Source organism: Candidatus Poriferisodalis sp. (genome assembly GCF_965208485.1).
GTDB lineage: Bacteria > Actinomycetota > Acidimicrobiia > Acidimicrobiales > Poriferisodalaceae > Poriferisodalis.
Genome location: NZ_OZ242344.1, coordinates 2,571,078 through 2,597,071, shown reverse-complemented (window position 1 = coordinate 2,597,071; position 25,994 = coordinate 2,571,078). Strand labels below are relative to the sequence as shown.

The 25,994-nt window shown below is 66.9% G+C and carries 24 protein-coding genes and 4 pseudogenes; 14 read left to right on the top strand and 14 right to left on the bottom strand.

Translation table 11 applies throughout. The annotated features are described in order from the left end of the window. Nucleotides 1–82 precede the first annotated feature (82 nt). On the bottom strand, nt 83–1,255 hold the full coding sequence (locus ACOGXQ_RS12215) for an ATP-binding protein (protein WP_419943934.1): 1,173 nt from the start codon (nt 1,253–1,255) through the stop codon (nt 83–85). A gap of 100 nt (nt 1,256–1,355) precedes the next feature. Then, nucleotides 1,356–2,396: an o-succinylbenzoate synthase gene (gene menC, locus ACOGXQ_RS12210; protein WP_419943933.1), complete on the bottom strand. Its 1,041-nt coding sequence runs from the start codon at nt 2,394–2,396 to the stop codon at nt 1,356–1,358. A gap of 60 nt (nt 2,397–2,456) precedes the next feature. On the opposite strand from menC, the pseudogene ACOGXQ_RS12205 reads away from it, so the two are divergent. Both ACOGXQ_RS12205 and ACOGXQ_RS12200 read left to right on the top strand, forming a co-directional pair. Further along, nucleotides 2,457–2,828: pseudogene (locus ACOGXQ_RS12205) on the top strand (cytidine deaminase); the annotation flags it as partial. Nucleotides 2,829–2,979: 151 nt separating this feature from the next. Beyond that, the gene (locus ACOGXQ_RS12200; protein WP_419943932.1) at nt 2,980–3,237 is read left to right on the top strand and encodes a type II toxin-antitoxin system RelB/DinJ family antitoxin; all 258 of its coding nucleotides are present in this window, start codon (nt 2,980–2,982) and stop codon (nt 3,235–3,237) included. Between the two features lie 148 nt (nt 3,238–3,385). Here the strand turns inward: ACOGXQ_RS12200 and menH are convergent, their stop codons facing one another. The 4 genes from menH to ACOGXQ_RS12180 are packed head-to-tail and all read right to left on the bottom strand — an operon-like array spanning nt 3,386 to nt 8,194. Next, entirely contained in the window at nt 3,386–4,195 is an 810-nt protein-coding gene (gene menH, locus ACOGXQ_RS12195) for a 2-succinyl-6-hydroxy-2,4-cyclohexadiene-1-carboxylate synthase (RefSeq protein WP_419943931.1), read from the bottom strand. Further along, complete coding sequence (locus ACOGXQ_RS12190) at nt 4,192–5,316, bottom strand: hypothetical protein (protein WP_419943930.1); 1,125 nt, start codon at nt 5,314–5,316, stop codon at nt 4,192–4,194. Before ACOGXQ_RS12190 ends, menH begins: the two co-directional genes overlap by 4 nt. Further along, a complete protein-coding gene (gene menD / locus ACOGXQ_RS12185) occupies nt 5,310–5,873 on the bottom strand; it encodes a 2-succinyl-5-enolpyruvyl-6-hydroxy-3-cyclohexene-1-carboxylic-acid synthase (RefSeq protein ID WP_419943929.1) in 564 nt (187 codons plus the stop codon). Before menD ends, ACOGXQ_RS12190 begins: the two co-directional genes overlap by 7 nt. 8 nt (nt 5,874–5,881) lie before the next feature. Then, on the bottom strand, nt 5,882–8,194 hold the full coding sequence (locus ACOGXQ_RS12180) for an isochorismate synthase (RefSeq protein ID WP_419943928.1): 2,313 nt from the start codon (nt 8,192–8,194) through the stop codon (nt 5,882–5,884). Between the two features lie 106 nt (nt 8,195–8,300). Here ACOGXQ_RS12180 and ACOGXQ_RS12175 point away from each other — a divergent pair, with 106 nt between their 5' ends. Further along, a complete protein-coding gene (locus ACOGXQ_RS12175) occupies nt 8,301–8,903 on the top strand; it encodes a TetR/AcrR family transcriptional regulator (RefSeq protein WP_419943927.1) in 603 nt (200 codons plus the stop codon). Nucleotides 8,904–8,975: 72 nt separating this feature from the next. Beyond that, the gene (locus tag ACOGXQ_RS12170) at nt 8,976–10,490 is read left to right on the top strand and encodes a trimethylamine methyltransferase family protein (RefSeq protein WP_419943926.1); all 1,515 of its coding nucleotides are present in this window, start codon (nt 8,976–8,978) and stop codon (nt 10,488–10,490) included. A gap of 39 nt (nt 10,491–10,529) precedes the next feature. On the opposite strand, the gene ACOGXQ_RS12165 is transcribed toward ACOGXQ_RS12170, so the two are convergent. Next, the gene (locus ACOGXQ_RS12165; protein ID WP_419943925.1) at nt 10,530–12,437 is read right to left on the bottom strand and encodes an RCC1 domain-containing protein; all 1,908 of its coding nucleotides are present in this window, start codon (nt 12,435–12,437) and stop codon (nt 10,530–10,532) included. Nucleotides 12,438–12,705: 268 nt separating this feature from the next. On the opposite strand from ACOGXQ_RS12165, the gene ACOGXQ_RS12160 reads away from it, so the two are divergent. After that, nucleotides 12,706–12,960, top strand: coding sequence for a hypothetical protein (locus tag ACOGXQ_RS12160; protein WP_419943924.1), 255 nt, complete (start codon nt 12,706–12,708; stop codon nt 12,958–12,960). 41 nt (nt 12,961–13,001) lie between these two features. On the opposite strand, the gene ACOGXQ_RS12155 is transcribed toward ACOGXQ_RS12160, so the two are convergent. Then, complete coding sequence (locus ACOGXQ_RS12155; RefSeq protein ID WP_419943923.1) at nt 13,002–14,540, bottom strand: AMP-binding protein; 1,539 nt, start codon at nt 14,538–14,540, stop codon at nt 13,002–13,004. Nucleotides 14,541–14,661: 121 nt separating this feature from the next. Here ACOGXQ_RS12155 and ACOGXQ_RS12150 point away from each other — a divergent pair, with 121 nt between their 5' ends. Next, complete coding sequence (locus tag ACOGXQ_RS12150) at nt 14,662–15,306, top strand: hypothetical protein (RefSeq protein ID WP_419943922.1); 645 nt, start codon at nt 14,662–14,664, stop codon at nt 15,304–15,306. Here ACOGXQ_RS12150 and ACOGXQ_RS12145 read toward each other — a convergent pair. Both ACOGXQ_RS12145 and ACOGXQ_RS12140 read right to left on the bottom strand, forming a co-directional pair. Next, a complete protein-coding gene (locus ACOGXQ_RS12145) occupies nt 15,252–16,181 on the bottom strand; it encodes a DNA-methyltransferase (RefSeq protein WP_419943921.1) in 930 nt (309 codons plus the stop codon). The genes ACOGXQ_RS12150 and ACOGXQ_RS12145 overlap by 55 nt on opposite strands. Next, nucleotides 16,162–16,302, bottom strand: a complete 141-nt coding sequence (locus ACOGXQ_RS12140) for a hypothetical protein (protein ID WP_419943920.1) — start codon at nt 16,300–16,302, stop codon at nt 16,162–16,164. The genes ACOGXQ_RS12145 and ACOGXQ_RS12140 overlap by 20 nt, the downstream gene beginning before the upstream one ends. 507 nt (nt 16,303–16,809) lie before the next feature. On the opposite strand from ACOGXQ_RS12140, the gene ACOGXQ_RS12135 reads away from it, so the two are divergent. Then, nucleotides 16,810–17,649: an adenine-specific methyltransferase EcoRI family protein gene (locus tag ACOGXQ_RS12135; protein WP_419943919.1), complete on the top strand. Its 840-nt coding sequence runs from the start codon at nt 16,810–16,812 to the stop codon at nt 17,647–17,649. Continuing rightward, nucleotides 17,649–18,041: pseudogene (locus ACOGXQ_RS12130) on the top strand (adenine-specific methyltransferase EcoRI family protein); the annotation flags it as partial. The gene ACOGXQ_RS12135 and the pseudogene ACOGXQ_RS12130, both read left to right, overlap by 1 nt. 37 nt (nt 18,042–18,078) lie before the next feature. Here ACOGXQ_RS12130 and ACOGXQ_RS12125 read toward each other — a convergent pair. Next, nucleotides 18,079–18,351: a hypothetical protein gene (locus ACOGXQ_RS12125; RefSeq protein WP_419947451.1), complete on the bottom strand. Its 273-nt coding sequence runs from the start codon at nt 18,349–18,351 to the stop codon at nt 18,079–18,081. Between ACOGXQ_RS12125 and ACOGXQ_RS12120 the strand changes: the two genes are divergently transcribed. Both ACOGXQ_RS12120 and ACOGXQ_RS12115 read left to right on the top strand, forming a co-directional pair. After that, complete coding sequence (locus tag ACOGXQ_RS12120; protein ID WP_419943918.1) at nt 18,235–19,221, top strand: DNA cytosine methyltransferase; 987 nt, start codon at nt 18,235–18,237, stop codon at nt 19,219–19,221. The two genes, ACOGXQ_RS12125 and ACOGXQ_RS12120, sit on opposite strands and share 117 nt — an antisense overlap. Then, the gene (locus ACOGXQ_RS12115; protein ID WP_419943917.1) at nt 19,218–19,829 is read left to right on the top strand and encodes a hypothetical protein; all 612 of its coding nucleotides are present in this window, start codon (nt 19,218–19,220) and stop codon (nt 19,827–19,829) included. The genes ACOGXQ_RS12120 and ACOGXQ_RS12115 overlap by 4 nt, the downstream gene beginning before the upstream one ends. 105 nt (nt 19,830–19,934) lie before the next feature. Here ACOGXQ_RS12115 and ACOGXQ_RS12110 read toward each other — a convergent pair whose 3' ends face one another. Both ACOGXQ_RS12110 and ACOGXQ_RS12105 read right to left on the bottom strand, forming a co-directional pair. Then, nucleotides 19,935–20,216, bottom strand: coding sequence for a hypothetical protein (locus ACOGXQ_RS12110; protein ID WP_419943916.1), 282 nt, complete (start codon nt 20,214–20,216; stop codon nt 19,935–19,937). A 190-nt stretch (nt 20,217–20,406) separates the two neighbouring features. After that, nucleotides 20,407–20,913 (bottom strand): annotated as a pseudogene (locus tag ACOGXQ_RS12105) (DNA-methyltransferase); the annotation flags it as partial. Between the two features lie 223 nt (nt 20,914–21,136). Here ACOGXQ_RS12105 and ACOGXQ_RS12100 point away from each other — a divergent pair. The 4 genes and pseudogenes from ACOGXQ_RS12100 to ACOGXQ_RS12085 all read left to right on the top strand — a co-directional run bounded on the left by ACOGXQ_RS12100 (nt 21,137) and on the right by ACOGXQ_RS12085 (nt 25,506). Next, nucleotides 21,137–22,126, top strand: coding sequence for a hypothetical protein (locus ACOGXQ_RS12100; protein WP_419943915.1), 990 nt, complete (start codon nt 21,137–21,139; stop codon nt 22,124–22,126). Next, a complete protein-coding gene (locus ACOGXQ_RS12095; RefSeq protein WP_419943914.1) occupies nt 22,127–23,296 on the top strand; it encodes a nucleotidyl transferase AbiEii/AbiGii toxin family protein in 1,170 nt (389 codons plus the stop codon). A gap of 280 nt (nt 23,297–23,576) precedes the next feature. Next, a pseudogene (locus tag ACOGXQ_RS12090) lies at nt 23,577–24,353 on the top strand (ISL3 family transposase). Nucleotides 24,354–24,588: 235 nt separating this feature from the next. Further along, nucleotides 24,589–25,506, top strand: coding sequence for a 5'-3' exonuclease (locus ACOGXQ_RS12085; RefSeq protein ID WP_419943913.1), 918 nt, complete (start codon nt 24,589–24,591; stop codon nt 25,504–25,506). Nucleotides 25,507–25,523: 17 nt separating this feature from the next. On the opposite strand, the gene ACOGXQ_RS12080 is transcribed toward ACOGXQ_RS12085, so the two are convergent. Beyond that, a complete protein-coding gene (locus tag ACOGXQ_RS12080; RefSeq protein ID WP_419943912.1) occupies nt 25,524–25,883 on the bottom strand; it encodes a VOC family protein in 360 nt (119 codons plus the stop codon). Nucleotides 25,884–25,994: the final 111 nt, after the last annotated feature.

Genomic DNA, 25,994 nt, shown 5'->3' with positions numbered 1-25,994 from the left:
TCAAACATCGCGACGACGGGGAATCGGCGACGGAGCAGGTTGCGGACTGCACGGATGCCGCAGGTCGAGTCGTGGTCGTGCTTCAGGCCGTCCAGTGGCGGATGAATTGGTCGAACATCGGAACGGTGAAATCGATGATGCCGTGCCGGGGGGAGTAGCAGAGGCCACGCTTGATGAGCGAGTCCCTGTGGGGTCCGACCTGGGTGGTGGTCTTGCCCATCGCCGTCGCAACCTTGCCTGAGCCATAGGGGCCTGGTCCGAGAGAGGCCATCGCCGCGAGGTAGGAACGTTCGGCGTCGGTCGTGCGGCCGATGCGGACTCGGAAGAAGCCGCTGTCCAGCTCGTCGACGGCGACCGCGGCGGCGGCGGCGACATCGGCAGTTGTTATGCAGTCTGGACCCGCGGCGATATTCCAGGCCTGCTTGCCGAACTCCTGCAAGAAGTAGGGATAGCCATCCGTCAGATCGACAATGCGCTCCAGCGCACCGGGCTGCCAGGTGACACCTTCGTCTGCAGCGGGCACGCTCAGGGCCTCGCTGGCTTCTTCGGCGGGCAGGCTGTCGATCACCGGAAAGGCGAAGAGCCGCTCGGCATAGGACCTCGCTTCGCCGGCGAAAGACGGCAGCGACGGCAACCCCGCGCCGGCGATCATGAACGGCAGCTGTTCTTGGCTGACGCGGTGCAGGCCCACGATGAGCGTCGACAGCTCGCGTTGGCTGAGGTATTGGAGTTCGTCGATGGTGAACAAGACGCCGGCGTCGTGATCCTGAGCGAGTTCCCCGATTGCAATGAAGAGGCCCGCCAGGTCGTCGTCGAGCGCTCCCGAATCGGCGAAGCCGGGAACGGGGTCGAATCCGAGTGCGAACTCGCTGCCGTCGGGCAGGTTCCACCGCGCTGAGAACGAGCGCAGGATGCCCAGGGCCCGACGAACGCGATCGACGGCTCGGCGTCCGGCCGAGAGCCGCAGGAGCGCCTTGCGGGCGAGCATGGCCATCGACTCGACGAAGCGCTGGTCGTCGGTGGCTTCGGTCGGCACATGCGTCCACCCGTGGGACTCGGCCATCCGTCCGAACTCGCGCAGCAGCACGGTCTTGCCGACCCCCCGCAGCCCGGTGAGCAGCTGGCTCTTTGCCGACCGGCCGATGCCCAAGCGCTGCACGGCGATATCGAAGGCGTCGAGCTGAGCGTCGCGTCCGACAAGCGCAGGCGGAGGCGAGCCCGCGCCCGGGCTGTACGGGTTGCGCACTGGGTCCACGCTCAGATTATAGCGATCTGCTTTGTTTATAAGTGATTACGTTAAAAATCCTGCAAAACGCTAAGAACGAGCATGCTCGCAACCCTCGCGCTGTCCGGTCTCACGCGGCGCTGGCTGAAGCCTCGGTAGGAACCGGCAGGTAACCACCGGCGGGTGTCACGTCTTCGGGCATCGGATCGGCGAACAGCGTGGCGGTGCCGATGCCGTGCACGCCACGCGGATCGACCGCGACGGCGGTCTCGCGGGCAATCCGCAACCCGGCAGGTCCGCAGATGAACGACGACACCACCGAGCGCACGCCGCGCATCGCCGCCCGGCGGGCCATGTCATAGGCGGCGTGCGGGCCGCCCAGCACGGCCGGCTTGAGCACGGCGACTTCGATGGCCCCCACCTCGATCAGCCGGTCGAGCGCATCGGCGTGGCGCAGATGTTCATCCGCGGCGACCCTGATGCCGACCGTGCGGCTGATCTGTGCCCAGTCAGCCGGCTGAGGCGTGGGTTCTTCGACGAACTCGATGTCGAGGTGGCCGACGGGACGCAGCACCTTCACTGCCGTGGAGCGATCCCAGCCGCCGTTCGCGTCCAGCCGCAGGGCCACGCCGGCAGGCAGGGCGCGGCGGACGTGCACAATGCGCACCGATTGGTCGGTGAGGGACATAGTCGCGCTGCCGTCGCCGCCGGAGTCGTCGTGATGGTGGGCAGCAACCTTGAGCTTCACCGCCAGATGACCCGCCGCGGCGGCGTGCGCAGCGCGTTGGGCAGCAACCTCGGGATCCAGATCGGCCACCAGCGCGTGGGTGGCGATGCGCCGCTGGGTTGGCGCGGCCTCGGTCAGCAGCTTGGACAGCGTGACGCCCTCGATCTCGGCGTCGAGCTGGGTGAGTGCTGATTCCACTGCGGCGGCGGCGCACGGCTCGCTGGGCGGCTCGCCCTCCGGGTTCTCAGCCCAGCGCTCCAGCGCTGCCAGAGATTCGTCGTAGGTCTCGACACCGAAGCCCGGCAAGGGTGCCGTCTCGCCCGCCCCGACGCAGGCGTCCTCGCCGACGCGCACCTCGATTCCTCGCCGCACCGTGATCGAGCCGTGCGCGGTCTGCAGCGGCCGCAGCAGTGGCAGCTCGAATTCCCGCAGCGTCACCTGCACGGGCTGAACGCTATTGGCTCGTACTCTCGTCGCTCAGACGACGCGGGAGCCATGATCGACATGAGCGATGACACAGCCATCGGATGGGCAGATCTGCGCTCTCGGGCGCACGAGGTGTCTCGCATGGCGTATGCGCCGTACTCGAACTTCCATGTCGGCGCGGCAGGTCTCGTCGACGACGGGCGCATCGTCACCGGCTGCAACGTCGAGAACGCCTCGTACGGGCTGACGCTGTGCGCCGAGTGCGCCATGGTCTGCGACCTGCATCGCAGCGGCGGAGGCCGCCTGGTCGCGGTGACGGTCACCGACGCGAACGGCGATCTGCTCGCCCCGTGTGGCCGCTGCCGGCAGCTGCTGCTCGAAGCAGGCGGCCCTGACTGTGCCGTCAACGAGCACACAACCGTCGCCGAGTTGCTGCCCGGCGCCTTCGAGTTTCCGTTGCCGGAGGGTTAGGCGACTACTGGGGACTGTCCGACGACTCGGAGCGCGTCGGCCGTGTCGTTCGCGCTCAGTTGTCGGACGGCCGGGCAAACGCTGTAGCTACATTGGAGCTACACTGGGCGAGGGACGGAAGGAAGCCGCAATGAGCACCGACACCGTGATTCGAGCCCGCATAGACAGCGACACCAAGGCGCGAGCCGCCGAGGCGCTCCAGGCAATGGGGCTGTCGATCTCTGATGCGGTCCGCCTGCTCATGGTGCGCATCGCCGAGGAGCAACGGCTGCCATTCGCCCTGTACGTGCCGAACGCCACCACCCTCGCGGCTATGGACGAACTCGATGCGGACAACGGCACGCGGTTCGACAGCCCAGAAAACCTCTTTGAAGACCTTGGGATCTGACGGACTCACCCTTGTCCGATCGTCGCAGTTCAAGCGCGATGTGAGAACAGCAAGGTCGCGGGGCAAGAAGCTCGACAAGCTCCGAACACAGCAGCCCCATCCCACGGCAACGCCAAGGCTCCAAGCAGCTTCGTCGGCGCTCGCCCATTCAAGGTGCTCGGTGCATGAAGTCAGCGACGGTGTCAGCGCAGAGGTCGGGGGTCTCCAGATGGACGGCGTGGCCGACTCCGGGCATCTCCGCAAGCTCGCTGTCCGGCAGGCGCTCCGACATGCGGCGGCCGAGCTCGACGAACTTGGCGTCCAGCTCCCCGCACACGACCAACGTCGGCACGGCGAGCGTGACCAAGCGGTCCCACAGGGGCGTCATCGATCCTGTCCCGCCGACCCGCAGCGAGTTCGTCAGCCCCACCGGATCGCAGCTGCGCCGTTGATGCATCGAGGCTTCCCATTCGGTCTCGCTGAGGCGCGCCCGCAGCGTGTCCCACATCGGCGCTGCCATCCAGTTTTGGACGAACTGCTCGAGGCCGTGCTGGCCGATCCGGTCCGCCAGCGCCTCGTCGGCCTGTCGGCGGCGGGCACGCTCGGCCTGGTCGTCCATCCCCGCAGTAGCGCTGATGAGCGTGAGGGATCGGCACACATGGGGATGCGCGACAGCGAGTGCGAGTGCGATCCGCCCGCCCATCGAGTAGCCGATGACGTGACACGGCCCGTCGACGGCGGCTGCCAGCCCGGCAATCGACTCCGCCATGGCCTCGACGCTGTAGTACGGCAGCTCCGGCGGGGCCGGGCTGCGGCCGTGACCGGGGAGATCCACCGCGATGCGCCGCCAGCCGTCCAGCCGGTCGATGAGCGGTGCCATCGCCGCGCCGCTGCCGGTGAAGCCGTGGATGACGATGACTGGCTCGCCGTCCCCGCTCACCTCGGCGGCGAGCCGCAACAGCGAATCTCCGCTGTTCACCGCAAGTCCGGGTTCCCAGCGGCGAGGGCGATCTCGACTGCCTCGGCGATCCGGCGATGTTGGTTGCGGTTCGCGTCTGCATCGACGTCGATGGTGATGACCCGCAGGCCGCTGCCTAGTTGAGACTGCGCCAGCAGCTCGCCCAGCGCCTCGCACGACCGGATTCGGTGATGTTCGAAGCCGAGGGCGGCCGACAGCCCGCTTGCCAGCTCCGCGCTGCTGCGCCCGGGTGGCGTGGTGAGCAGCCGGTCGAAAGCGCCGGCGTCGACGACGCCGTAGGCCGGCAGGAACGAGAAGATCGTGCCGCCGCCGTTGTCCACCACGATGACCGTGAGGTCCAGCAGCGCAGGACTGTCGAACGTTCCGACGAGCCCGCCGAGATCGTGGCGGAACGCCAGATCGCCGACCAGCACCGTGGTCGGCGTGCCCGCCGCCGCGACACCGCTGGCGGCAGAGATCACGCCGTCGATGCCGCTCGCACCGCGGCTGGCATGCACGGCCAGCGGCTCGGCGCGGGCGCGCAGGTACGAATCGACATCGCGCACCGGCATCGAATTCGACACGTACAGCGCGTGACCCCCCGGAAGGCTGCGACCCAGTTGGCGAGCCACGCCTGCCTCGAGCAGCGGCTCGGCGTCGAGCACACCGTCGATTGCCGCGCCAGCGCGAGCATCAGCGTCGGCCCATCGCTGCGCCCACCCGGATGCCCCTCGGGGCAGCTTCCCGGCTGCGTCGGCAACGGCATCCGGCCCGGCGGGCAGATGCAGCGAGACGCTGAAGCTCGCATCGGTCCAGGTGTTGGCCGGATCCACCAGCGCGAATGCTGGCCGGTGGCGCTCGATCCACAGTCGCAGCGGCTTGCACGTCGGCGCACCGCCGACACGCAGCACCGCCTCGGGCGGTTCATCATCCGCCCAGGGCGTGCGCAGCAGCAGATCGTGATGATCGGTCACCGCCACTCCGTCCAGCTCGCGCCGAAGCTGCGAGCACGGCTCAGCCAGCAGCGGCCACCCGGTGCGGCGGCAGAACTCCGTCACCGCATCCGACCAGCGATCCCCGTCCCACATGGGCCCGGCCACCACCACGCCCCGCTCATGTGCCTGTGCCCAGTCGGTCAGCACGGCAGCGGCTCCAGCGGCTCTCGAAACGGCACGTTGAGATGGACGGGACCGGGATCGGCGCCGGTGGCCAGCGAGACAGCTCGGGCCGCAGCCAGCCCGAACCACCGCTCTGCCGCCGGCGGCGGCAATTCCGACGCCACCGGGGTCTCGCAGAACCAGCGCATGTGGCTGCCGTACAACGAGTGCTGGTCGATGGTCTGCCCGGCGCCCCAGCCCCGCAGCTCTGGCGGCCGATCCGCGGTCACCACCACCAGCGGCACGCCGGAGTAGTGGGCTTCGACCACCGCCGGCAGGTAGTTGGCCGCCGCCGTGCCCGAGGTGCACACCAGCATCACCGGCCGGCTCGACCCCTTGGCCAGCCCGAGCGCGAAGTACCCGGCGGACCGCTCGTCGATCCGGACCCAGGTGCGCAGCCCGGCGGTGGCGTCGACGGTGAGCGCCAGCGGCATCGACCGTGAACCCGGCGACACGACCGCATCGGTGACGCCCGCCCTCACCAACCCCTCGCACAGAGACCGGCAGGCCAGATAGGCAGCATCGTCGCTGGAGATCTGCATGCTGCTGCTCAGTCGTCCTCGAGCGCGTGCAGGAGGGCCTCGAGCTTGATGTTGGTCTCGGCCAGCTCGGCATCGGGCACTGCGCCCTCCACGATGCCGCCGCCCGCGAACAGCCGGGTCTCGCCGGGACCGGTCAGCGCGCAGCGCAACGCGACGCGGAATTCGCCCCGCCCGTCCAGCGTCGTCCAGCCGACCGGAGCTGCGTACCAGCCGCGTTCGAAGTCCTCGTGGCATGAGATCCACTCGCGGGCGACGCGCCGCGGGAGTCCTGCGACTGCCGCGGTCGGGTGCAGGGCGGCCGCAAGCTCCAGCACCGTCGTGCCGGTGGGGACGCGCCCGCTGATCGGCGTGTGCAGGTGCCTGATGCGCCGCAGTTCCATGACGCCGGTCGGCGAGGGGGCATCAAGTGCTGCGCCGCACGCTCGCAGCGTGTCGCGCACGTCGGTGACGACCATCGCGTGTTCGGTCAGCTCCTTGGGATCTCGCTGCAGCTCGGCGGCAAGCTCACGGTCGCGTGCCGGATCGCCGACACGGCGCCCCGAACCGGCCAGCGCGTCGGTCTGCAGCCGCAGCCCGTCGCAGTTCACCAGCTGTTCGGGCGTGGCGCCGAAGAACGTGTGCGGCCCGCGCCCGAATGCGAACGTGACGCACGACGGGTAGCGCGACCGCAGGCGGTTGAGCACCGCGATGGGCTCAAGCCCCGACGCGATGTGCAGCTCCCGGGCCGTCACGACCTTGTCCAGCCCCCCTTCGGCGATCCGCTCGAGGGCGCGCCGCACCAGCTTGGTGTAGTCGTCGTCGACTTGATGACTCCCGCCGAGCGCGGCCAACGCCGCCGCGTTCAGATCCCTCGCGGGACCCTCGGCCAGTTCGGGGTCGTCATCGACGCACGCCGCCGGAACTGCGCGCGTGCGCGGATCGGTGCACCTTCCCGCTGCATCGCCTGTTGCTTCCCGCTCGTGTTCGCAATTCCAATTGGATACGGGCTCACGGGCCGCTCGGGCCCCGGCTTCGCCATTCGGCTCAGCCTCTAGACCGCAGACACCGCTGCCGTCGGCCACTCCACAGGTCGCGCAGACCGATTCGACGCCCGATCGAGCCGCAGCCATGATCGGGCTCACGTCGGCACCCGGCACTGCTGTCAGCCAGGCCGTGCCGCCTCTGCGCACCAAGAGCACCTCGGGCAGGGTCAGCCGACCCCTGCCGAACGCCTCCCACGCGGAGCCTGCCGGCGATTGCTCGTCGCTGAAGGCGAACCCTCCGACGAGCAGGGGTCCTGTCGGATCACCGCTGGCGCCGCTCACCGTGACATCGAGGTAGCTCATTGCCTCAGCGACGGAGGCGAAGCGGTCGGCGCCGGCCTCGGCGCCGGCCTCGAAGACGCTGCCGAGCGCGCAGAACTCCAAGTCGTCGCCCGGGCACGCCCAGTACACCCGCTGATGCGTATCGGAGGCTGCGAATACCGCCAGCGGGTCCAGCTCGCCGGACAGCTCACGGCAATCCAGCGTCAGCGCCTGCCGGGCGCGCAGTCCCGCCGAGGTGCCGGGCGGGTTCGACGCCCCTGCTGTCACATCGGCGATGTCGCCGGACAGGATGCGCTCGGTGGCACGCTCGACGAGCGATTCACGAAAGTGCTGAGCCACCAAGTCGGTGACCAGCGGGATCAGGCGGGCCGCCAGCTCGGCACGTTCCGCCACGGGCCGGTCGGCGAAGCGGTCGGCGAACAGCTCGACCGCGTCCGCGGCGACGGCTTCCATGTTCGACGCGTGTCGCAGCGCGAGGCCGACGAGATCATCGAGCGGCATCTCGGCGGCCAGCAGCTCGGTCGCTGCACGCAGCATCGTCAGCGCACCGGTGCTGTACAGCGCGTCTGTGCCGCCGCTGGCCGGCTTCGCTGATTCGTCGTCGCTGCTGCGCAGCACTGATTCGTCGTCGCTGCTGTGCAGCACTGATTCGTCGTCGCTGCTGCGCAGCGCATTGCGCAGCGGTCGAACCAAGCCGGTGTCGGTCGCCAGCCGGACGAGCTCGGCGTCGAGTCCGGACTGCTGCACCAGCTCGTCGAAGGTCAACGTGTCGTCACGGCGGGCACCCAATGCGACCAGCATCGGCTCGTCGGTGCCATCACCGAGCCGGCCGATCTGTGCCAGTGAGAAGCCCGCTTCGGCCATGCGCCGGATCTCGCCCAGCCGTCGATCGTGGCTCTCGTCGTAGGCCGCCACCCGCCCTTGACGAGTGGGCGGGTGCAGCAATCCGATCTTCTGGTAGTAGCGCACGGTGTCGACGCTCACCGAGTGCGCCGACGCCAGCTCTTCAACCCGCACGGGCTCAGGGTAGGCCGATTGTGGGAGCAATGACTCCCAAAGTTGTTGCTCCCATCATGACAAGCGTCCAAATCGCCACGCCCGGGCAGATGGCTAGGGTGACCCGATGGCTGAGCGGGCGCGCCTGAGCGCTGATGACTGGGTGACGGCCGCGCTGGACGTGCTGGTCAACGACGGCATCGGCGCCGTCAAGATCCTGCCGCTCGCCCGCGAGCTCGACGTCACCCGAGGCAGCTTCTACTGGCACTTCGAGAATCACAAAGCGCTGCTCAACCGCCTGCTCGAGGTGTGGGAGGAGACCAACTCGGGCACGATCATCGCGGCCGCAACCCGCGACGGCGGCATCATCGAGCGGTACATCGCCTTGATGCGCTGCTGGCTCTCGATGGAACGATTCGACCCGCATCTCGAGGTGGCGGTGCGACGCTGGGGGCGGAGCAACCCTGAGCTGTGGGAGCGTCTCCGGGCGGCCGACGAGCGGCGGGTGGAGGCGTTCATCGCGATGCTGGCGCCCGAGGTTCCCGACCCCACCATGGCCCTGCACCGCGCCCGCACCATGTACTACCTGCAGATGGGGTGGTACGAGCTCGAGGTGGACGTGCCGCTGGATGCCCGCATCGAGTCCTGCACCTCTTACTTCGAGATCTACGTGGGTCGCCCGCCGTCCGATGACGAGCGGGCGGCCATCCTGGCCGGATTGCGTGTCTGACATTCTGTTCATGCATATCCGGCATCTCATTCATATTGACCTGAACCAGACAGCACCGTACGGTGCGCTGCTGTGACGCGTCGAGGCCGTAAACGTCGGGATGCCGCCGCGGCTCCGGCGGCGCCTCGACAGCAGGCACGCAACACCTTCACGCCCCTCGAGCTCATCAGCGCCGACGAGGTGGAGCGCATCCACGAGTCGTCGCTGCGGGTGCTGTCCGAGATCGGCATGAACTTCCTGCTGCCCGAGGCGGTGCAGATCCTGCGCGACGCCGGTGCCAGCTCGGACGACGGCGTGCGGGTGCGGTTTCCGCCCGAAATGGTCACCGAGCACGTCGCGCTGGCGCCGTCGCAGTTCACGCTGCACGCCCGCGATCCGGCCAACAGCGTCAAGTTCGGGGCCGACTGGGTGGTGTTCGGCATGGTGGGCAGCCCGCCGAACGTCTCCGACCTGGACCGCGGCCGGGTCACCGGCAACTACGTCGACTACTGCAACATGCTGCGCCTGCAGGAGGCGCTCGACGCCGCCGACACGTGCACCGGTCACTCCGTCGAGCCCATCGACCTCGACGTGCGGACCCGCCACCTCGATGCCGTGTCGGCCATGTACACGCTGTCCACCAAGCCGGGGTTCTGCTACTCGCTGGGCCGCACCCGCGTCAGCGACGCCATCGAGATCGCCCGCATTGCCCGCGGCATCGACCACGACACGCTGCTGCGCGAGCCGTCCATCCACACGGTCGTCAACGCCAACTCGCCGCTCGTGTACGACGCGCCGATGCTGGAAGGCGCCATCGAGCTGGCCCGCCACGGCCAGCCCGTGGTGTTCACGCCGTTCACGCTCGCGGGCGCCATGGCTCCCGTCACCGTCGCCGGCGCGCTGACGCTGCAGAACGCCGAGGCGCTCGCGGGCATCACGCTGTCGCAGATCGTGAACCCCGGCGTTCCCGTCGTCTACGGCAGCTTCACCTCCAACGTCGACATGCGCTCGGGCGCACCCGCATTCGGCACTCCCGAGTACGCCAAGGCCACCATCATCAGCGGTCAGCTCGCCCGCCGATACGGCCTGCCGCTGCGCGCGTCCAACGCCAACGCCTCCAACGCGCCAGATGTTCAGTCCGCCTACGAGTCGCAGATGTCGTTGTGGGCGTGCATCGTCGGCGGCATCAACTATGTGCTGCACGGCCTCGGCTGGATCGAGGGCGGGCTGTGCGCCTCGTATGAAAAGGTGATCATCGACGCCGAGATGATTCAGATGATCCGGGCCATGCTGCAGCCCACCGTCATCGACGATGCCTCCCTGGCGATCGACGCCATCGCCGAGGTCGGCCCGGCCAACCACTTCTTCGGCGCCGCGCACACGCTGGAGCGCTACAACACCGCCTTCTACGAGCCGATGCTGTCTGACTGGCGCAACTTCGAGACGTGGTACGAAGACGGTGCTCTCGACGCCACCCAGCGGGCGAACCGCATCTGGAAGCAGCTGCTGGCGGACTACCAAGAGCCGCCGATGGACGACGCCATCCGCGTCGAGCTCACCGACTTCGTAGAGCGCCGCCGGGCCGAAGGCGGCGTGGAGCCCCTCTAGCTGCGCCTGCCCCGGCGCAGCGGGCACTCATCGAGATCGTCAGGCCCAGCACTCGATGCGGCCGCTCGGCCGGACGCCGCACGCGTAGTCGTATCCAACCGCTACCTGCACAAACGGCCCCGAAGGGGGCCCGGACCTGCCGAGCATGCCCGCGTCCCAGCAGTCGATGCCGCCGTCGACTCTCACAGCGCATCCGAAGTTGGCACCCATGGACACCTGCGAATATGCCCCACTGGGCGGGTCCTCAGGAATCGGTAGATCGGCCTCGGCGAGGGCGCGGGTGAGCAGGTGCCAGCAATGGAGCCGATTGTCGGCTCGAATCGCGCACATCTGCTGGATGCCCCCCGAGACCTGCACGAAGTCAGAACCCTGCGGATCCTCAGGCCAGTTGTTTTCGCCTCCCCAGCAGCGGAGCGTGCCGTTTGAACGCACGCCGCATGCTCGGCCCCATCCCGCAGACATATCGGAGAGTGCTTCCGAACTGCTGAAGCTCTCGGCGATGCTGTCTTTGGAGTCCGGAGAACACTTCACGCCGCCATTCGAGAACGACACGCACAGCACCGGCACCCCCGCCGAAGTGTCGACCTCGTATTCGGGTTTCCGTGAGCAGTCCGCACCGCCATCTGAGAACCACACGCACACGAGCTGGGTGCCTACAGAGACGCCAGCGGCGTCGCGCCCAGCGGCGCGCTGTCTCTCCTCGGGGCCGAAGTAATCCCAGCAGGCCACACTGCCGTCAACGCGGACGGCGCAGCTCAAGTCGTCCCAGCCACCGATGCCCACCGAGACCTGCGTGAATTCGCCGGCCGGCAAGCCGCCGAAAGCGGGAGCCCGCCACCCTTCGACCGCCGGGGCTGCGCCGCGAAAGTCGTATCCCCAGCAGCGGAGTTCCCCCTCAACGGTGATGCCGCAGGCATGCGGGTTGCCGACCGACACGCTGGCGAACTCGGGGTCAATTGGCGGAGGCGTCGCTTCGTATCCCTCGCCCCAGCATCGAACGCTGCCGCCGACAGCGATCGCGCACGCGTGGAACGATCCCCCGGCAACCTGTGTGTAGTTGCCCTCAGGTGCTTCATCGGGACGGTTGGCGCGGCCGTATTGACCCGTGCCCCAACAACGGATCTCCTCATCGATGGTGATGCCGCACAGATCAGACGTGCTGGTGAAGGCGTCATCGCCCGGCGGATGGGTCGGATCCGGACTCCTCGCATACCAGCAGGTGACGGAGCCGTCGGTGCGCGTGCCGCAACGGTTGCCGAGATGAATGAATGTCCCTGTGACGAAGTCTTCGACGGCCACGAGTGACGGCGTTTCGCCGAAGCGGCCCCGTTCGTACCAGCAGATCACCGAGTTGTCCGCCCGGAGGCCGCACCACGAGCCATCCCCGAACTGCTCGATATGAACGTCCGCGAGCTCCACGACCCGAACTTCCGGTGGGGACTCCAGCACGCCGAACCGTCCCCAGCACACGAACGATCCGTCGGCCCTGAGTGCACACGAACTGGTGGCTTGGACAAACTCGTCGTCTGGTACACCTGTCTGGCCGTAGTAACCGTCTCCCCAACAGCGGACCGTGCCCTCGATGGTCAGCCCGCACGTGTGGCTCTCGCCGGCGGAGACGTGTACGAATTCGCCTTCTGGGGGCGTGGCCTTGCCATAGGCGTTCCGTCCCCAGCACGTGACGCTCCCCGAGGTGGTCACGCCGCAGGTGTGATCGCGCCCGGTGGAGATCTGGGTGAAGCGAGTTTTGACGGACGGCGTGCCGGTCGGGCCACGCTCGGGGATCGCGTCAGCTTCGTTGATGAACGTCACGGTCCACGAACCGGTGGCCACGACGTTGATGGTGAATGTGCCTGGTTCGCACCACGCACCGGGGCCGCTGTCGATGACGATCGGCAGCGGGGACTTGATCTCGATGGCGGAAGCATTGGTGTCCGCCAGGATCACGCCGCGACCGTGGTTCCAGCACAGTGCGGTGGCACGTTCTGGCGAACCCAGCAACTTGACAGAGAACCAAAATTCCTCGCTGCTGGTCACTGATGACAAGGCGGTCCAGCTCCCCACGCCTAGCTCTACGGTGGTCGAAGCGTTCCCGCTGCCTGTGAGCTGGATCGGCTCGGTCGAATCGGTCGGAGTCTGTGCATCGTCAACGCCCGAGCCGTCAGCGCGCGGGTCGTCTGCTTCCGAGTCGGCTGCATCGGTTGTGGACGGCGCGGTGACTGCTGGAGTTGGATCGGCTGGGAGGGTCGTGCCGCTGGGCGCTTCATGTCCGACGGCAGATGCTGATGTCGGCACAGCTGTTGCATCAGACGGATCTGAGCCGGACGTCGTTGCAGGGATTGATGTGGTTGCCGCAGGCGAACTCGGCGAGGTCTGGGCGGTGTCCACCTCCGCTGGCGAGCACGCCGCAGTCACCGCGATGACCGCCAGCACCGCAGTTCGAGCAGTGCGACCGAATGCCTCCCGATAGTTCAGGGCGCCAACAGGGGTCGGCCAGCGGGGCCGCTGGGCTCAGTTGACCTGCTTGTCCATGTCTTCCCAGTAGGGGGCACGGAGCTTGAACTTCTGCAGCTTGCCGGTGGCGGTGCGGGCCAGCTCCTCGCGGAACTCCACGCTGGTGGGGCACTTGAAATGCGCCATCCGATCCCGGCAGTAGTCGATGAGATCGCGGTCGGTCACGGCGTCGGCTGCAGCATCGACGACCACGAGGGCCTTGATGGTCTCGCCCCACTTCTCGTCGGGCACGCCGATCACCGCCACCTCGGTCACGGCAGGGTGGCTGAACAGCACATCCTCCACCTCGATGGACGACACGTTCTCGCCGCCGGAGATGATCACGTCCTTCTTGCGGTCCGAGATGGTGACGTGGTGCTCGTCGTCCATCGAGCCGCCGTCGCCGGTGTGGAACCAGCCGTCGGTGATGGCCTCGGCCGTCGCCTCGGGCTGTTCCCAGTAGCCCTCGAGCACCACGTTGGCCCGGGCCAGGATCTCGCCCTGGCTGTCCACGTCGATCTTCACGCCGACGGCGGGCGCGCCCGCCCTGCTCAGCTTGCGAGCCTTCTCGTCGGGATCGAAGTCGTCCCACTCAGGCCGGCAGCGGTTCATCGTGAGCAGCGGCGCTGTCTCGGTGAGGCCGTAGATCTGAATGAACTCCCAGCCCAGCTCGGTCTCCATCCGGGCAATGGTGCGCGTGGGCGGCGGGGCGCCTGCGACCACCATCCGCACCTGTCCGCTGCCGGGGATGGGACCCTCCCAGTCCGCTGCAGCGTCCAGCACAGCGGCGACGACGGCGGGCGCGCCGCACAGCAGTGTCACGCCGTGCTGTTCGATGCGTCGCAAGATCTCGGGGCCGCGCACCTCGCGCTGCACGACGTGCTTGCCCCCCATGCCGGTCACCGCGTAGGGCATGCCCCAGCCATTGCAGTGGAACATCGGCAGCGTGTGCAGGTACACGTCACGGTCGCTGACGCCCGAGTGCCAGCCGAAGGTCGTGGCGTTGACCCACAGCGCCCGGTGGGTCTGCTGCACGCCCTTGGGGCGGGCGGTTGTGCCCGACGTGTAGTTGATGGTGGCGGTGACGTCCTCGTCGGGCGTCCAGGGGGCCGGCTCGACGCCCGGCGCGTACATCTGGTCGTCGGCGTCGGCGCCCATCACCACGAAGTGCTCCACGTCGATGTCCTTGCAGGTGTCCTCCATGGAGGGGTCCACCAGCAGCATCGTGGCGCCGCAGTGATCGATGATGTAGCTGATCTCGTCGTGGCTGAGGCGGAAGTTGATCGGCACGAAGATCCGGCCGTAGCCCGACACGCCGTAGAACGACGTCATCAGCCGGCCGGCATTCTGCGACACCATCGCCACCCGCTCGCCGTGTCCGATGCCGAGATGGTCCAGCTTGGCCGCCTGGGCACGCACAAGCTCGCCGAACCGGGCATAGGTGATCTCCCCGAGCCCGCCGCCGGGCGCCTCGGGCTCGTCGGCCATCGCCACCCGGTCCGGGTAGACGTTCTCAGCCCGGTACAGGAAGTCGGAAACAGTAAACGGAACCTTCATGTCGTCCCCTCGACGTCAGCCGTGATCTGGTGAGCGCAGCCGCCTGCCGGCGGGGCATCCCCGGCGGTCGGCCGCGCCAACTCTAGAACGCGTCTCCGTGGCTGTCCTAGCCTGACTAGCCGTGAGCGTTGAGCGCCGCCACGTCCGTCGTGAGTGTTTCAATCCCGACATCGTGCTGCCCTACGAGTTGCGCCGGCTCGATTTCGAGTCGGCAATGCAGGACGTCTATGACTTCTTCTACGACGTCAACCAACACCTCGCAGGCAAGGATCTCGGCCGTCTCGAGGACACGGTTCGGGGTGCGATCCTGTCCGGCGTCGTCTCCGACATGCTGACGGCATACCTCGCATCCCACTCACGAACACTCGTCACCAACGGCTACCACAATGGTCATCCCGACTTGGTCGTGGCTGGAACGTATCCCGAGGACGCTGTCAAGGCCGGCGAGGCCGGTGTGGAGGTCAAGGCCACCACCAAGCGCGGCGGCGCGGTCGACACTCACGGCGCTCGAGATCAGTGGTTCTGTGTCTTCGTGTACAGCGTCGACCGAGAGACTCAGCCGGCAGCAAACCGTCGACCCTTGCGGTTTACCGAGGTGTACTTGGCGCATGTCACTACGGCTGACTTTCGCCGCAACGAGCGGGGCGAACTCGGGACTCCGACAGCCACGCTCCACCGCGACGGAATCGCCAAGCTACGCAAGAGCTGGGTCTACTTGGATGCCGAACCCGAATTGGACTCCGGCCCTGAGGCTGGCGGTCCATAGTCGCGTAACCGCCTGATGGCGCTGACGGCCATGTCGGCGTAGTCGAGATCGCGCTCCACGCCGATGCTGCTGTAGCCGACGGCTTCTGCCGCGGCCAGCGTCGAACCCGACCCGGCGAACGGGTCGAGCACCGTCCCTTGGCCAAGGGGCAGCACAGAGCGCACCACCTCCCGTAGGAAGGCCTGCGGCTTCAGGCTCGGATGCGGCGCGAGTCGCCTCTCGGCTGACCTCGTGGGTGCCGACCGAATCACGTCAGCAAACGGGCGCTCAGACGAGCACCGCCGCAAGCCGCCAGTGCCCCAATTGCGAAGGTTGTCTTGCACTCGACCCTCGAGCGGCTTCCGGAAGAGCAGCCAGGGTTCCCAGCCCGAGCGAGGCATCACGGTGACATCGGGAAATTCGTCGTGTGCGTTCTTCGGCCGGTCGCCCCCGCGCATGGTCATCACGAGCCGAACGATCTCGCCACGCCGCTCGAAGCCGGCGTCGCAGATTGCCCCGGCCACTAAGTGTGATACGAGTGGGTTGGATGCAACGAACACATGCGCTCCGGGCACGAGCACCGGCATCAGTGCTTTCGCCCAGCGACCAAAGAAGCATGCGAGTTGGCCGAGATCGTCGTCGGTCAGCGTGGTGAATCGCGGCAGCGGCGAGCGCTTGTGGCCATCGAAGCTCGGCGGGAGGCGCCACACGCCGCCGCGGCCGTTCCTCAGCTTGGCCTGCTGCGTTGGCGAGTACTCGACGAGTCCGTACGGAGGATCGGTGACGACCCCGTGAATCGACTTGGGCTCCCGCTCGGCAAGCCACTCCAAGCAGTCTGCGTTATAAAGAGCGGCCTGGCCGATGACGGCAAACGGTTCAGCGAAGGGCGTAGACACCGTGGCGCACCTTGGCGAACTGGCCGTCGGCGTTCGAGTTGAGTCGCAGGTAGCTGCGGATGGACGAGGCTGCGACGGCACCTCCAAGTCGAGTTTCAACTCCTTCATGGATGTCGCTCACTCGCATAGGCCCCGTAGCGAGCCTGAGCACTTCCTCGATTGCATCTCGAACTTCGCCTGGTCGACGTCGAGAGACGCCTGCTGGCGCAGTCTTGCTCACCGACATGACGATAGACGTCTGGACGTCGTAGGGCTGCGATGCTCTTGCTGGCGTCAGCGCAGAGTGCAGTAACGCCGAGCGTCGGTCGGTGCGCTCGATGCGATGAGGCGCAAGGCCAGCCTGGCTCCAATTGAGGAGTCGTCTGGATGGACAAGAGATGCATGACACGAACGTACGCAGCCGGTGTGACATCGGCGGCGTGACTGACTGGGCATCGCCGGGTCGGCATGACCGTTGTGGCGAGCTCGGCCCGGCTCCCGCTCGGACGATCCCCGCGCGGGAGAGTTTTGTCAGAGTTTTGCAGGCCCTGTAAAAAAGGATGGGGATGTCAAGTTATGGGCTTACGTGGGTGTCCTTGCCGACGAGTGCCTGAATGGACGGCTGAAATCGCCCGGATAGGGTCTCAGCATGGCAGACAACGCAGCTCTACATAAGGCCCGCAGGCAACAGAATGACGAGTTCTATACACAACTCGTCGACGTCGAGAACGAGTTGCGCCACTATCGGCCGCATTTCAAAGACAAAACCGTGTACTGCAATTGCGACGACCCCTACGAGTCAAGCTTCTTCAAGTATTTTGCCTCGAACTTCAACGCGCTCGGGCTCAAGAGGCTCATCACGACCAGCTACGCGGGATCGGCCGTCAGCGGCCAGCAGCTTTCACTCGACGACATCGCAGGCATGACATCATTAGCGATGACCGAGAGAACCGCGTACAAGGCCGACATACGCGAGGTGCCCGACCTCGACGGCGACGGCGCGATTGGGCTGAGCGACGTCGAACTGTTGCTCCGCTGCGATCCCAACACTGCCGATTCCCTTGAAGGCAACGGCGACTTCCGTAGCCCCGAGAGCACCGCGCTGCTGCGACAGGCAGACATAGTCGTGACGAATCCGCCGTTTTCTCTGTTCCGGGAATACCTCGCCCAACTTATGGAGCACGGCAAACAGTTTCTGATACTCGGACAGCAGAACGCGATCACCTACAAGGAAGTATTCCAACTCATTGCCGACGGCCGCCTGTGGCCCGGCTACGACAACGGTGGGAAGAAGTGGTTTCGGGTGCCGATGGACTACGACATCAAGACAGAGGCTCGAAAGAAGATCGTGGACGGTATCAAGTATTTCAGCATGGGCAATGTAAGGGTCCGCCGCGTCTTAAGTCGCGTGATCCGCTCACGCATTTCCGCAGGTCAGAGACCTGCGCATGGGGGAAAATCACGCGACTTGACTGATGGCGGACCCTAAACTGGTTCACCAACTTGGACCACAAGAAGCGCCATGAAGAGGTGATCCTCTACAAGAGATACACTCCTGACGAATTTCCAACATATGATAACTATGACGCCATCAACGTCGACAAAGTTGCGCATATCCCTGCGGATTGGGATGGACCTATGGGAGTGCCGATCACATTCCTAGTGGTGTGTCGCGGTTTTCTTGCGGGCAGGTCGCGGCCCGCTGACCTGCGGAAACAGGCTTCGGCAGGCCCTGCGCAAATTGCCGACGCACCACTAGACAAATGGAATCCTGACCAATTTGAAATCGTCAGGTTCAGAAAAGGCGACGATGGCAAAGACCTACAGATAAACGGCAAATCACCCTTTTTCCGTATTGTAATCAAGAACAGGAATCTGTGAAATGGAAATCGAACTCCGGCACGTCACCGTCAAGGACCTAGTCGCAGGATACCGAGATGACGACGAAGATGGTGTGGTCGGCTATGGCGGAGCGCTTGACATACGCCCGCCGTTTCAGCGTGAATTCGTTTAAGGTCCGGCGCAACGCGAAGCCGTTATCGACACGATCAACCAAGGCTTCCCATTGAACGTCATGTACTGGGCTGAACGCCTGGACGGCACATATGAGATCATCGATGGTCAGCAGCGAACGATATCCATCGCACAGTACGTGACAAATGAGTTCTCCATCAGGGATCGGAGTTTCCATAATCTGACCCCAGAAGAGAAGAACCACATTGAGGAACGCGTCATGACGGGAGTTCGCCGCTGTCGGTTCGCACCTTCCGGCGGCGCCGATCTCAGACGCGTCGTGTCGGAGCTGAACCTGCTGGGCTACTGCTGCGATCTGCTGATCGCCGACGCGGCGTGGTTCGTGCCGCAGTCGCGCCGCCGCCTGCTCGTCGTCGCATCGTCCGGTCTGTCGGAGTCGGGCACCGTGACCGGGCGGTCGGGTCTCATGGCGGCGGACCCGTTGCGTCCGGCCGCGTTGCAGCAGTGGACGGACCGCAACCGCGATCTCGGCGTCGCGTTCCGTGACTTGGCGCCGCCCCGCTCGACTGGCGCATGTCTCGGCGGCATCGTCGAGGCGCTGCCTGAGGACGACCCGCGCTGGTGGACCGCCGTCGAGATGGCGTCGTTCGACGAGACCCTTGTGGAGCATCACCGGCATCTGCTGTGCAGCAGGTCGCTGTTCGGGGAGCCTCGATGGTTCTCAGCGCATCATCGGTCCAGGGGCGGACCCATCCTCTGGGTGCTGCGCTCGGATCGGATCGCCGGCTGCCTGACCGCAGCCCGCGGCGGCTCCAACCGTGCCGGTGCGGTCCGGGTCGGCTCGGACGGGCACAAAGCGAGATGGCTGACCGGACGCGAGCCCGCGCGGCTGCAAGGCGCCGCAGAGACCTTCGACGTCTCGATGCTCGCCGACAACCAGGCCCGCCAGTGCCTCGGCGACGCCGTCTGCGTCCCAGTGATCGAATGGCCGGCCCGCGCCGTGCTGCGCTCTCAGCCGGGCACGCCGCCGGCCCGCCGGGAGCCTTGCGCCGACGGCACACCCACGGCGGCATTCTCCGACTCATGAGCACATCCGACGTGACGGCCCACATGCGGGGAGGCCGCCCGGTGCGAGGCCACACACGAACCGGCGTCCGCAGACCGAGCAGCGCACCAGCCGACAGCAGCCAAGCCGCCCAAGCCGCCCAAGCCGCAGCGGACGCCGCGGGCAGCGACCAGCCGGCCGGAGACGACCGGCCAGTGCTGTGCGAACTGGGCCAGCTGCGTGCCGGCGACATCGTCCGTGTCCCCGGCATCACCGACAATCAGCGCGTGCTCTACGCGCCGAGACTGTTCCCCGAACGCTTCGACCTGTACACGGAGTCGGTGCGGACCGGGGACAGCACGAACATCGGCACGACCCGCGGGCCGCGCACAACCGTCGAACGGCTCACGTCGCCGGACAGCGTCGGACTGTCGGGCTGGCCGACGAAGCTCGAATCCGGCGAATGGGGGGTCGCCATTCACGACCCGGACGGCATGCTCGAAGCAGGCGACACGATGCCATGCCATGTGCTTCCCCGCTCGAAGCACACCAGACCGTGGGTTCAGATGACCGAGGTCGTCGCTGTCACCAGGGACGAGAACGGCGGCCGGATCGTGCACGGACGCAAAGCCGCCGCCGACTCGGGCTAGACCGTCCGGCGTGCGCGAGCTCTTGCCATGTGTCGTCGGCTCCTGCCTCGGCAGGGTCGGACATGACGAGCGTGCACCATTCCAGCGCGGCCGCCGAGAGCCCTATCAGGGCTGCTTCGGCCAGCGTCGCTTGGCGGCTGCCCTCCAGCCTGTCACGATCTGCGCGCCGCGTTCCCCGACCGTCGGGAGGTCCTCCGGGGCGAGACTGAGGAACACGGCCTCGAGCGCGGCGCCGTGACAGTGCTCGCAGTAAAGGTCCTCGCTGCCGTCATCGTCGAACGCTGCGCTGTCGCTGTCGTCGCTCCATCGGGCTTCGTTGATGGCCATGACCGTTTGCAGCGACCCCAGTCCGGCTGCCGCTTCGAACAGCGGTGCAGCATCGGACATCACATCATGCGCACGCAAAGCCATCTGACGGTGCAGACGGCGCAGCCGCAGTCGCCGTCTCAACACTGCCGCCCGAACCCGTGAACTCTCACAACGGCCGAGAATGACCGCCGACCCGCGAAACGCCCGCCCAGCAACGCCAGGCACCCGGCAGCGCCGACACCTCGGCGTGTGCCCGACGCGGCCTGCGTCATCTCGTTCCGCTGTCGAGCGCCGGGCAGGCGATCTGGCCGTGTCGGCTGCCGTCCCCGAGACGGGCCCGCATCACGTCGACAGCCTCCGAGCTGTCGTCGATCATCACGAACCGGCGCCCGAGTTCGGCCGCGGCCACCGCAGTGGTGCCGGAACCGGCGAACGGGTCGAGCACCCACCCGTCCGGCGGGCAGCTCGCAGCGACGATGCGACGCAGAACGCCGGCAGGTTTCTGTGTCGGCCAGCCGGTCCGTTCCGCGCTGCGAGTCGGGATGATCGTGTGCCACCACACATCGGTCGGGAGTTTGCCGGCCGCGGCCCGTTCCGGTGTCTGCAGCCCGGGCGCCATGTACGGCTCACGGTCCACCTCGGCGCTGTCGAACCAGTACTTCCCGCGGTCTTTGACGTACACGAGGATCGTGTCGCGTTTCGCCGGCCAGCGCCGTCTGGCTCGTCCGCCCCAGTCGTACGCCCAGATGATCTTGTTCAGGAAGCAGTCCCGTCCGGCAACCCCTCATCACCTCCAGGCAGTCGCCGCACACTACCCTGCACGACCCCTCCATGCCGCCGGCTCTGACACCGCTCACCGCCGGGAAGATGACCGCCGGACCCGCGTGCAAGCCCCAAGCTGTGCCCGGCCGTCCCCGCGGCACGCCTGGCGGCAGCGGGCGGTCCGCGGGCAGGTTCGTGCGAGACTCTCAGGTGTTCGCCGACTGGGACGGTCTGCTGTGTTCGCTGCGAGATTTCCGGGATATCGCCTGAAACGCTGGCCGGACTGGGATCCCGACGCGGAGCGCTGGGAGCCGTGGGCGTTGTGGGAGATGCCGCGGAACCGGCGGCAGGCGTTCCTCGGCGCCGGTCTGACAGGGCTGCGGTGGCGGCGCCGTCATTTCCGAGCCGAAGCGCTGATGACGGCGGAGCAGATCTGCGGCGAGATCAGCGACCGTCTCGACATCATCGCCGGCCGCCCCCGCCGGCTCAGCGACGAGGAGAGGGAGTCCCGCCGGGCGTGGACGCGCGCCCCTGAGCGGGTGCTGATCGGGCATCGGCTCAGATGCCGTCTGTGGGGCAGCGTGTTCTGGGTCCACGAGCTCAGCGACGACACCGACCTCGCAGCAGAAGTCGTCAGCGAAGCCGCCGCCGACCCCGACAGCGGCCTCGAAGAGCTCGCACCCGGATTCTGGGTGTACGGCGTGCCGCCCTCCAAGACCGCCGACCCCGACATCGGGCACATGACGCTGTCCCACGAATACATCGGACTGCGCTACGCCGGACCCGGATCAGGGTTCGCGTCCATGCACGCCCTCAACCGCGTCGGATGGACCACCCAGATGACCGCCAAGACCCGGCTCGCGGTCATGGCCGGCACACCCGAGCCGCTGCACCCCACCGTCGTCCACGAACCACGCCACAACCCCGCCCGCCGAGACCTCACCTGGGCCGAGATCACATTCCTCGAAGCACTCCGCACACTCGACATGGCCGAAAAACCTGTCGAACGCATCATCTGTGAACTCAAGAACGCCATGACCCTCAGAGCGCTCGGACCCAACGCAGCGATCCGGCAAGACCGCGTCGCGTCCGCCTGGGACGTCGAGATGCAGCCTCATCCGCCGAGCAGCGCTCAGTCCGGGATTCTTGCTGCCATGCCAGCGACGCTCTCCTCCTGCAACCTGTTCGCAGGACGAGCGAACCGCCGCTCATGGGAGCAGATATAGATGCCGTCACGGAAGCGCTGCAACTCCCGCAACACCGTCGACGGGCGCAGATGCAGGAACTGGGCCGACACCTGCCCATACGCAGAGCATCGCCGTCCCGCGCACCCGCAGGCACCCGAGAACGTCCTCGAAGCAAGCCGTTACGCAGCCGAGGCCGCTGCCTTTGCGGCAGTGCCCACAACCGGGCCGGCACGCAGCCTGCCGCCCGACATCCGGCGTGATCTCACGCGGCTCATCGTCGAGGACACCTCTCTGCGCCAAGACCAGATCGAGAAGGACTACTGGCTGCACGCCGGGCTGCACCGGCTGGCGGCGCGCGACGTCGGCGAGGACACGGCCGTCGCGCTCAGCAGCGGACGATGGCGACGGCCGCGGCACACCAGATTCGATGTCCTGTTCGGCGGAGGCACTGCTCTCGTCAGCCAATGGGGCCTATCGGAGCGCTTCTCTGAGGACATCGACCTCCTGATCGTCGGCCGGACAGCGATGCCGGGCAGCGACCGGCTGCGCCAAGCCAGCATCTGGGTGGCCAATCTGTGCGCATCAGCCATGACCGAACCCGCCGAGACGGAACGGCAGCCGACGGCACATGCGCCCCATCCGCTGCACATCGTCTCGCATGCCGAACGCCGAGGCCGACCTGAGTACGCGAAAGTCGACGTTGTGGAGGCCTCCGTCGAAATGAGCCCATGGGTACCGCGCACAGTGATGTCGCTGATGGGCCGCTACGCATGCGACAACATACGGCGCGAGCACCCCGAACTGGGCGGCTTCTCGCTCCCGTCCTTGCATTTCGCCGTCACGATCGGCAACAAGATGCGCGCCAACGTCGAGAACGCCGAACACGGACGCAACGCCAAGCTCACCGAACGCGCCAGAGACCTGTTCGACATCGCCAGCGCAGCATCCGATTCGGACGCACGCAACGAGATTCTGGCGCACATGCGCAAAAGCGTCATCGACGCGGAGACCCGCAACGACACTGTCGGGCAACGCGCACGGCTCATCGCCCGCTTCCCGATGTCGCCGGCGCTCCAAATGGGCACGCCCCAATACGAAGCGCTGCAGCGCGGCTACCGGCACGTGATCGAATCCCTCGCGTGGCGTCCCGACAGCGCCCCGAGTTTCGACGACGCCATCGAGCTCGCTCGAGGTCTGCGCCTCGACTGAACGGGACGCTCCGCGGCGGCCATTCTTGTCAACACCGGCGACCATTTCAGCCCGCACGCAGTCCGGCTGATGAACGAAGTCGGCTCTTCGTCTTTTGTTGGGATGAGGTCGGGTTGAGGGTCCTCGGGTAGGGGTCGAGGCCCTGCTGGGATCGGTGTGTCTGACGCCGAACCCTGGAGGGCCTCGATGAGGCGTGATGTTATGTCGGTGCGGCTGTGGCTGCCGCTGAACCGGTATGTGACGGTGCTGGTGAACGGCGACACCGGGGAGGTGCCCGCGGATGGTGCCCCACCGCAGCGAGGCGGCCCTCAGCGGCTTCCTGGCTGCTCAGGGGCACCGCTGGCGCCGCGGCGTCAAGGTCGTCGTCTCGGACGGGTCCAAGTCCTATGCGGCGGCGATCGCCGAGCGGCTCGGCCACGCCCGCCATGTGCTGGACCGGTTCCACGTGATCCGCTGGTTCGCAGCCGGGCTGACCGCGGTGCGACGCGACGTGCAGCGCCGCCCCGAAGGGGCCAAGCCGGCGTTCGACCCCGAGGTGTTCCGGGCACGGTTCGTGCTCATGAAACGCCCCGACACCCTCGGCGCAGACGAACGCTCCCGGCTCGACGCGCTCTTCGAGACCCACCCGAGGCTCAAAGCAGCCTGAGACGCGCTCGGCGAGCTGCACGGCCTCTATCTCGCCAAGGACCGCAAAGGCGCCCTCGAAGCGCTCGACCGGCTCGCCGACATCTACCGCACCGGCGACATACCCGAGTTCAGCGACGTCGTCGACACCTTCCTCGCCTGGCATCCCCAGATCCTCGACTGGCACCAAACCGGCCAGCCCAGCAACAGCCGCATCGAAGGCACCAACAACCCCCACCCGAGTCCTACGCCGCAAAGCCCACGGCTTCACCAACCACACGAACCTCGAAGCCCGCGGAACACTCATAGCCTGAACCCGCCGAACCCAGCAGCCCCCATCCCAACAAAAGACGAAGGCTCGACTTGTTTGACGTGGATGTGCATCGTGCCAGTGCGATGCTGCGCGATTTGCGCCGGCGTGATCTGCTGGTGAAGGCATCCGATCAGCAGCGGGGTCCGAGCGTCGTCTACGAACCTGGACCGCAATTCCCACACCGGTGAAGAACGAACCCACGGCCAGCAATGGTGCGTCAGGGAGTTTTGTCAGAGTTCTGTAAACCCTGTTTTCAAGGGTTCACCAAAACTCCTGGACGAGCGCAGCGCGAACGGTCGTGTGTGCCGGAGACGGGATGTCTCGGTGCCGAAACCTGCGATCTAGGGTCGGCGGTGTGCAGCCCGAACAGGCATCGCCCCCGCCGGGGCAGGTCGACGTCCACTTGATCGACGGCACCTACGAGCTGTTCCGCCACTTCTTTGCGGTGCCCAGCCGCACGGCGTCCGACGGCAGCGAGGTAGGGGCGCTGCGCGGCGTGCTCGGCAACATCGTGATGCTGCTGGAGGGCGGCGCCACACATGTGGCTGTGGCGACCGACCATGTCGTGGAGTCGTTCCGCAACGACCTGTGGCCTGGCTACAAGGACGGCTCGGGCATCGAGCCCGACCTGCTGTCGCAGTTCCATCCCACCGAGGAGGCGCTCGGGCTGCTGGGCGTGGCGGTGTGGCCGATGGTCGAGTTCGAGGCCGATGACGCCATGGCGGCCGGCGCGGCGATGGCTGCGGACGACGACCGTGTCCGGCAGGTGTTCATCTGCACGCCCGACAAGGACCTGGCCCAGTGCGTCGGCGGCAAGGTGGTCCAGTGGGACCGCCGGGCCGACGAGATCATCGACACAGCCGGTGTCGAGGCCAAGTTCGGCGTGAAGCCCCTCTCGATACCCGACTACCTGGGCCTGGTCGGCGACAGCGCCGACGGCTTTCCGGGGCTGAAGGGCTGGGGCGCCAAGTCGACGTCGGTGATGCTCTCGCACTACGGCCACATTGAGGACATCCCGGTCTCAGCGGACGATTGGGCGGTGAAGGTGCGCGGCGCTGCCGGATTGGCCGCCACCTTGGAAGCCGAGCGCGACCTCGCGCTGCTGTTCCGCCGCATCGCCACCGTCCGCACTGATGCTCCGGTGTCAGGCGGCGTCGACGAGCTGGCCTGGCGCGGCCCGCACCGCGGCTTCGAGGAACTGTGCGAGCAGATCGGCGCGGGCCCGCTGTTCGAGCGGGTGATGAACCTCGCGGCCTACCGTGCCGACTTGTAGCTGAGGGACCGTCAGGCTCAGGCCGGCTGGTTCAGCTCGATCATGTTGCCTGCGGGGTCGAAGAAGAATGTCTGGCGGGCGGTCGTTCCCGGCAGCGGCACCGGATCCTTGACCTTCACGCCGGCGTCGCGCAGCTCGGCCACGGTGGCATCGATGTCGTCCACCTTGAACGCCCAGTGCTGGCCCTTGGGCGGCACCCAGTCGGCCACCTCGATCAGGTGCACCTCACCGCCGCCGGGCGTCTGCAGCCAGCGTCCGTTGAACCCGAAGTCAGGCCGATCCAGCAGCTTCATGCCCAGGATGTCGGTATAGAACGGCACCGCAGCGTCCACGTCGGCGCAGTTGATCGAAACGTGATGCACAGGCCCCAGTTCCATGGGCGAAGCCTAGAGGCGAAGCCGTGGCCCGAGCGGCCCGTGAGCCCGTATCCAATCGAAATTGGGAACAAGAGCGGGAAGCACAGCGCGTACCCCTCGTCCCTGTCCGCT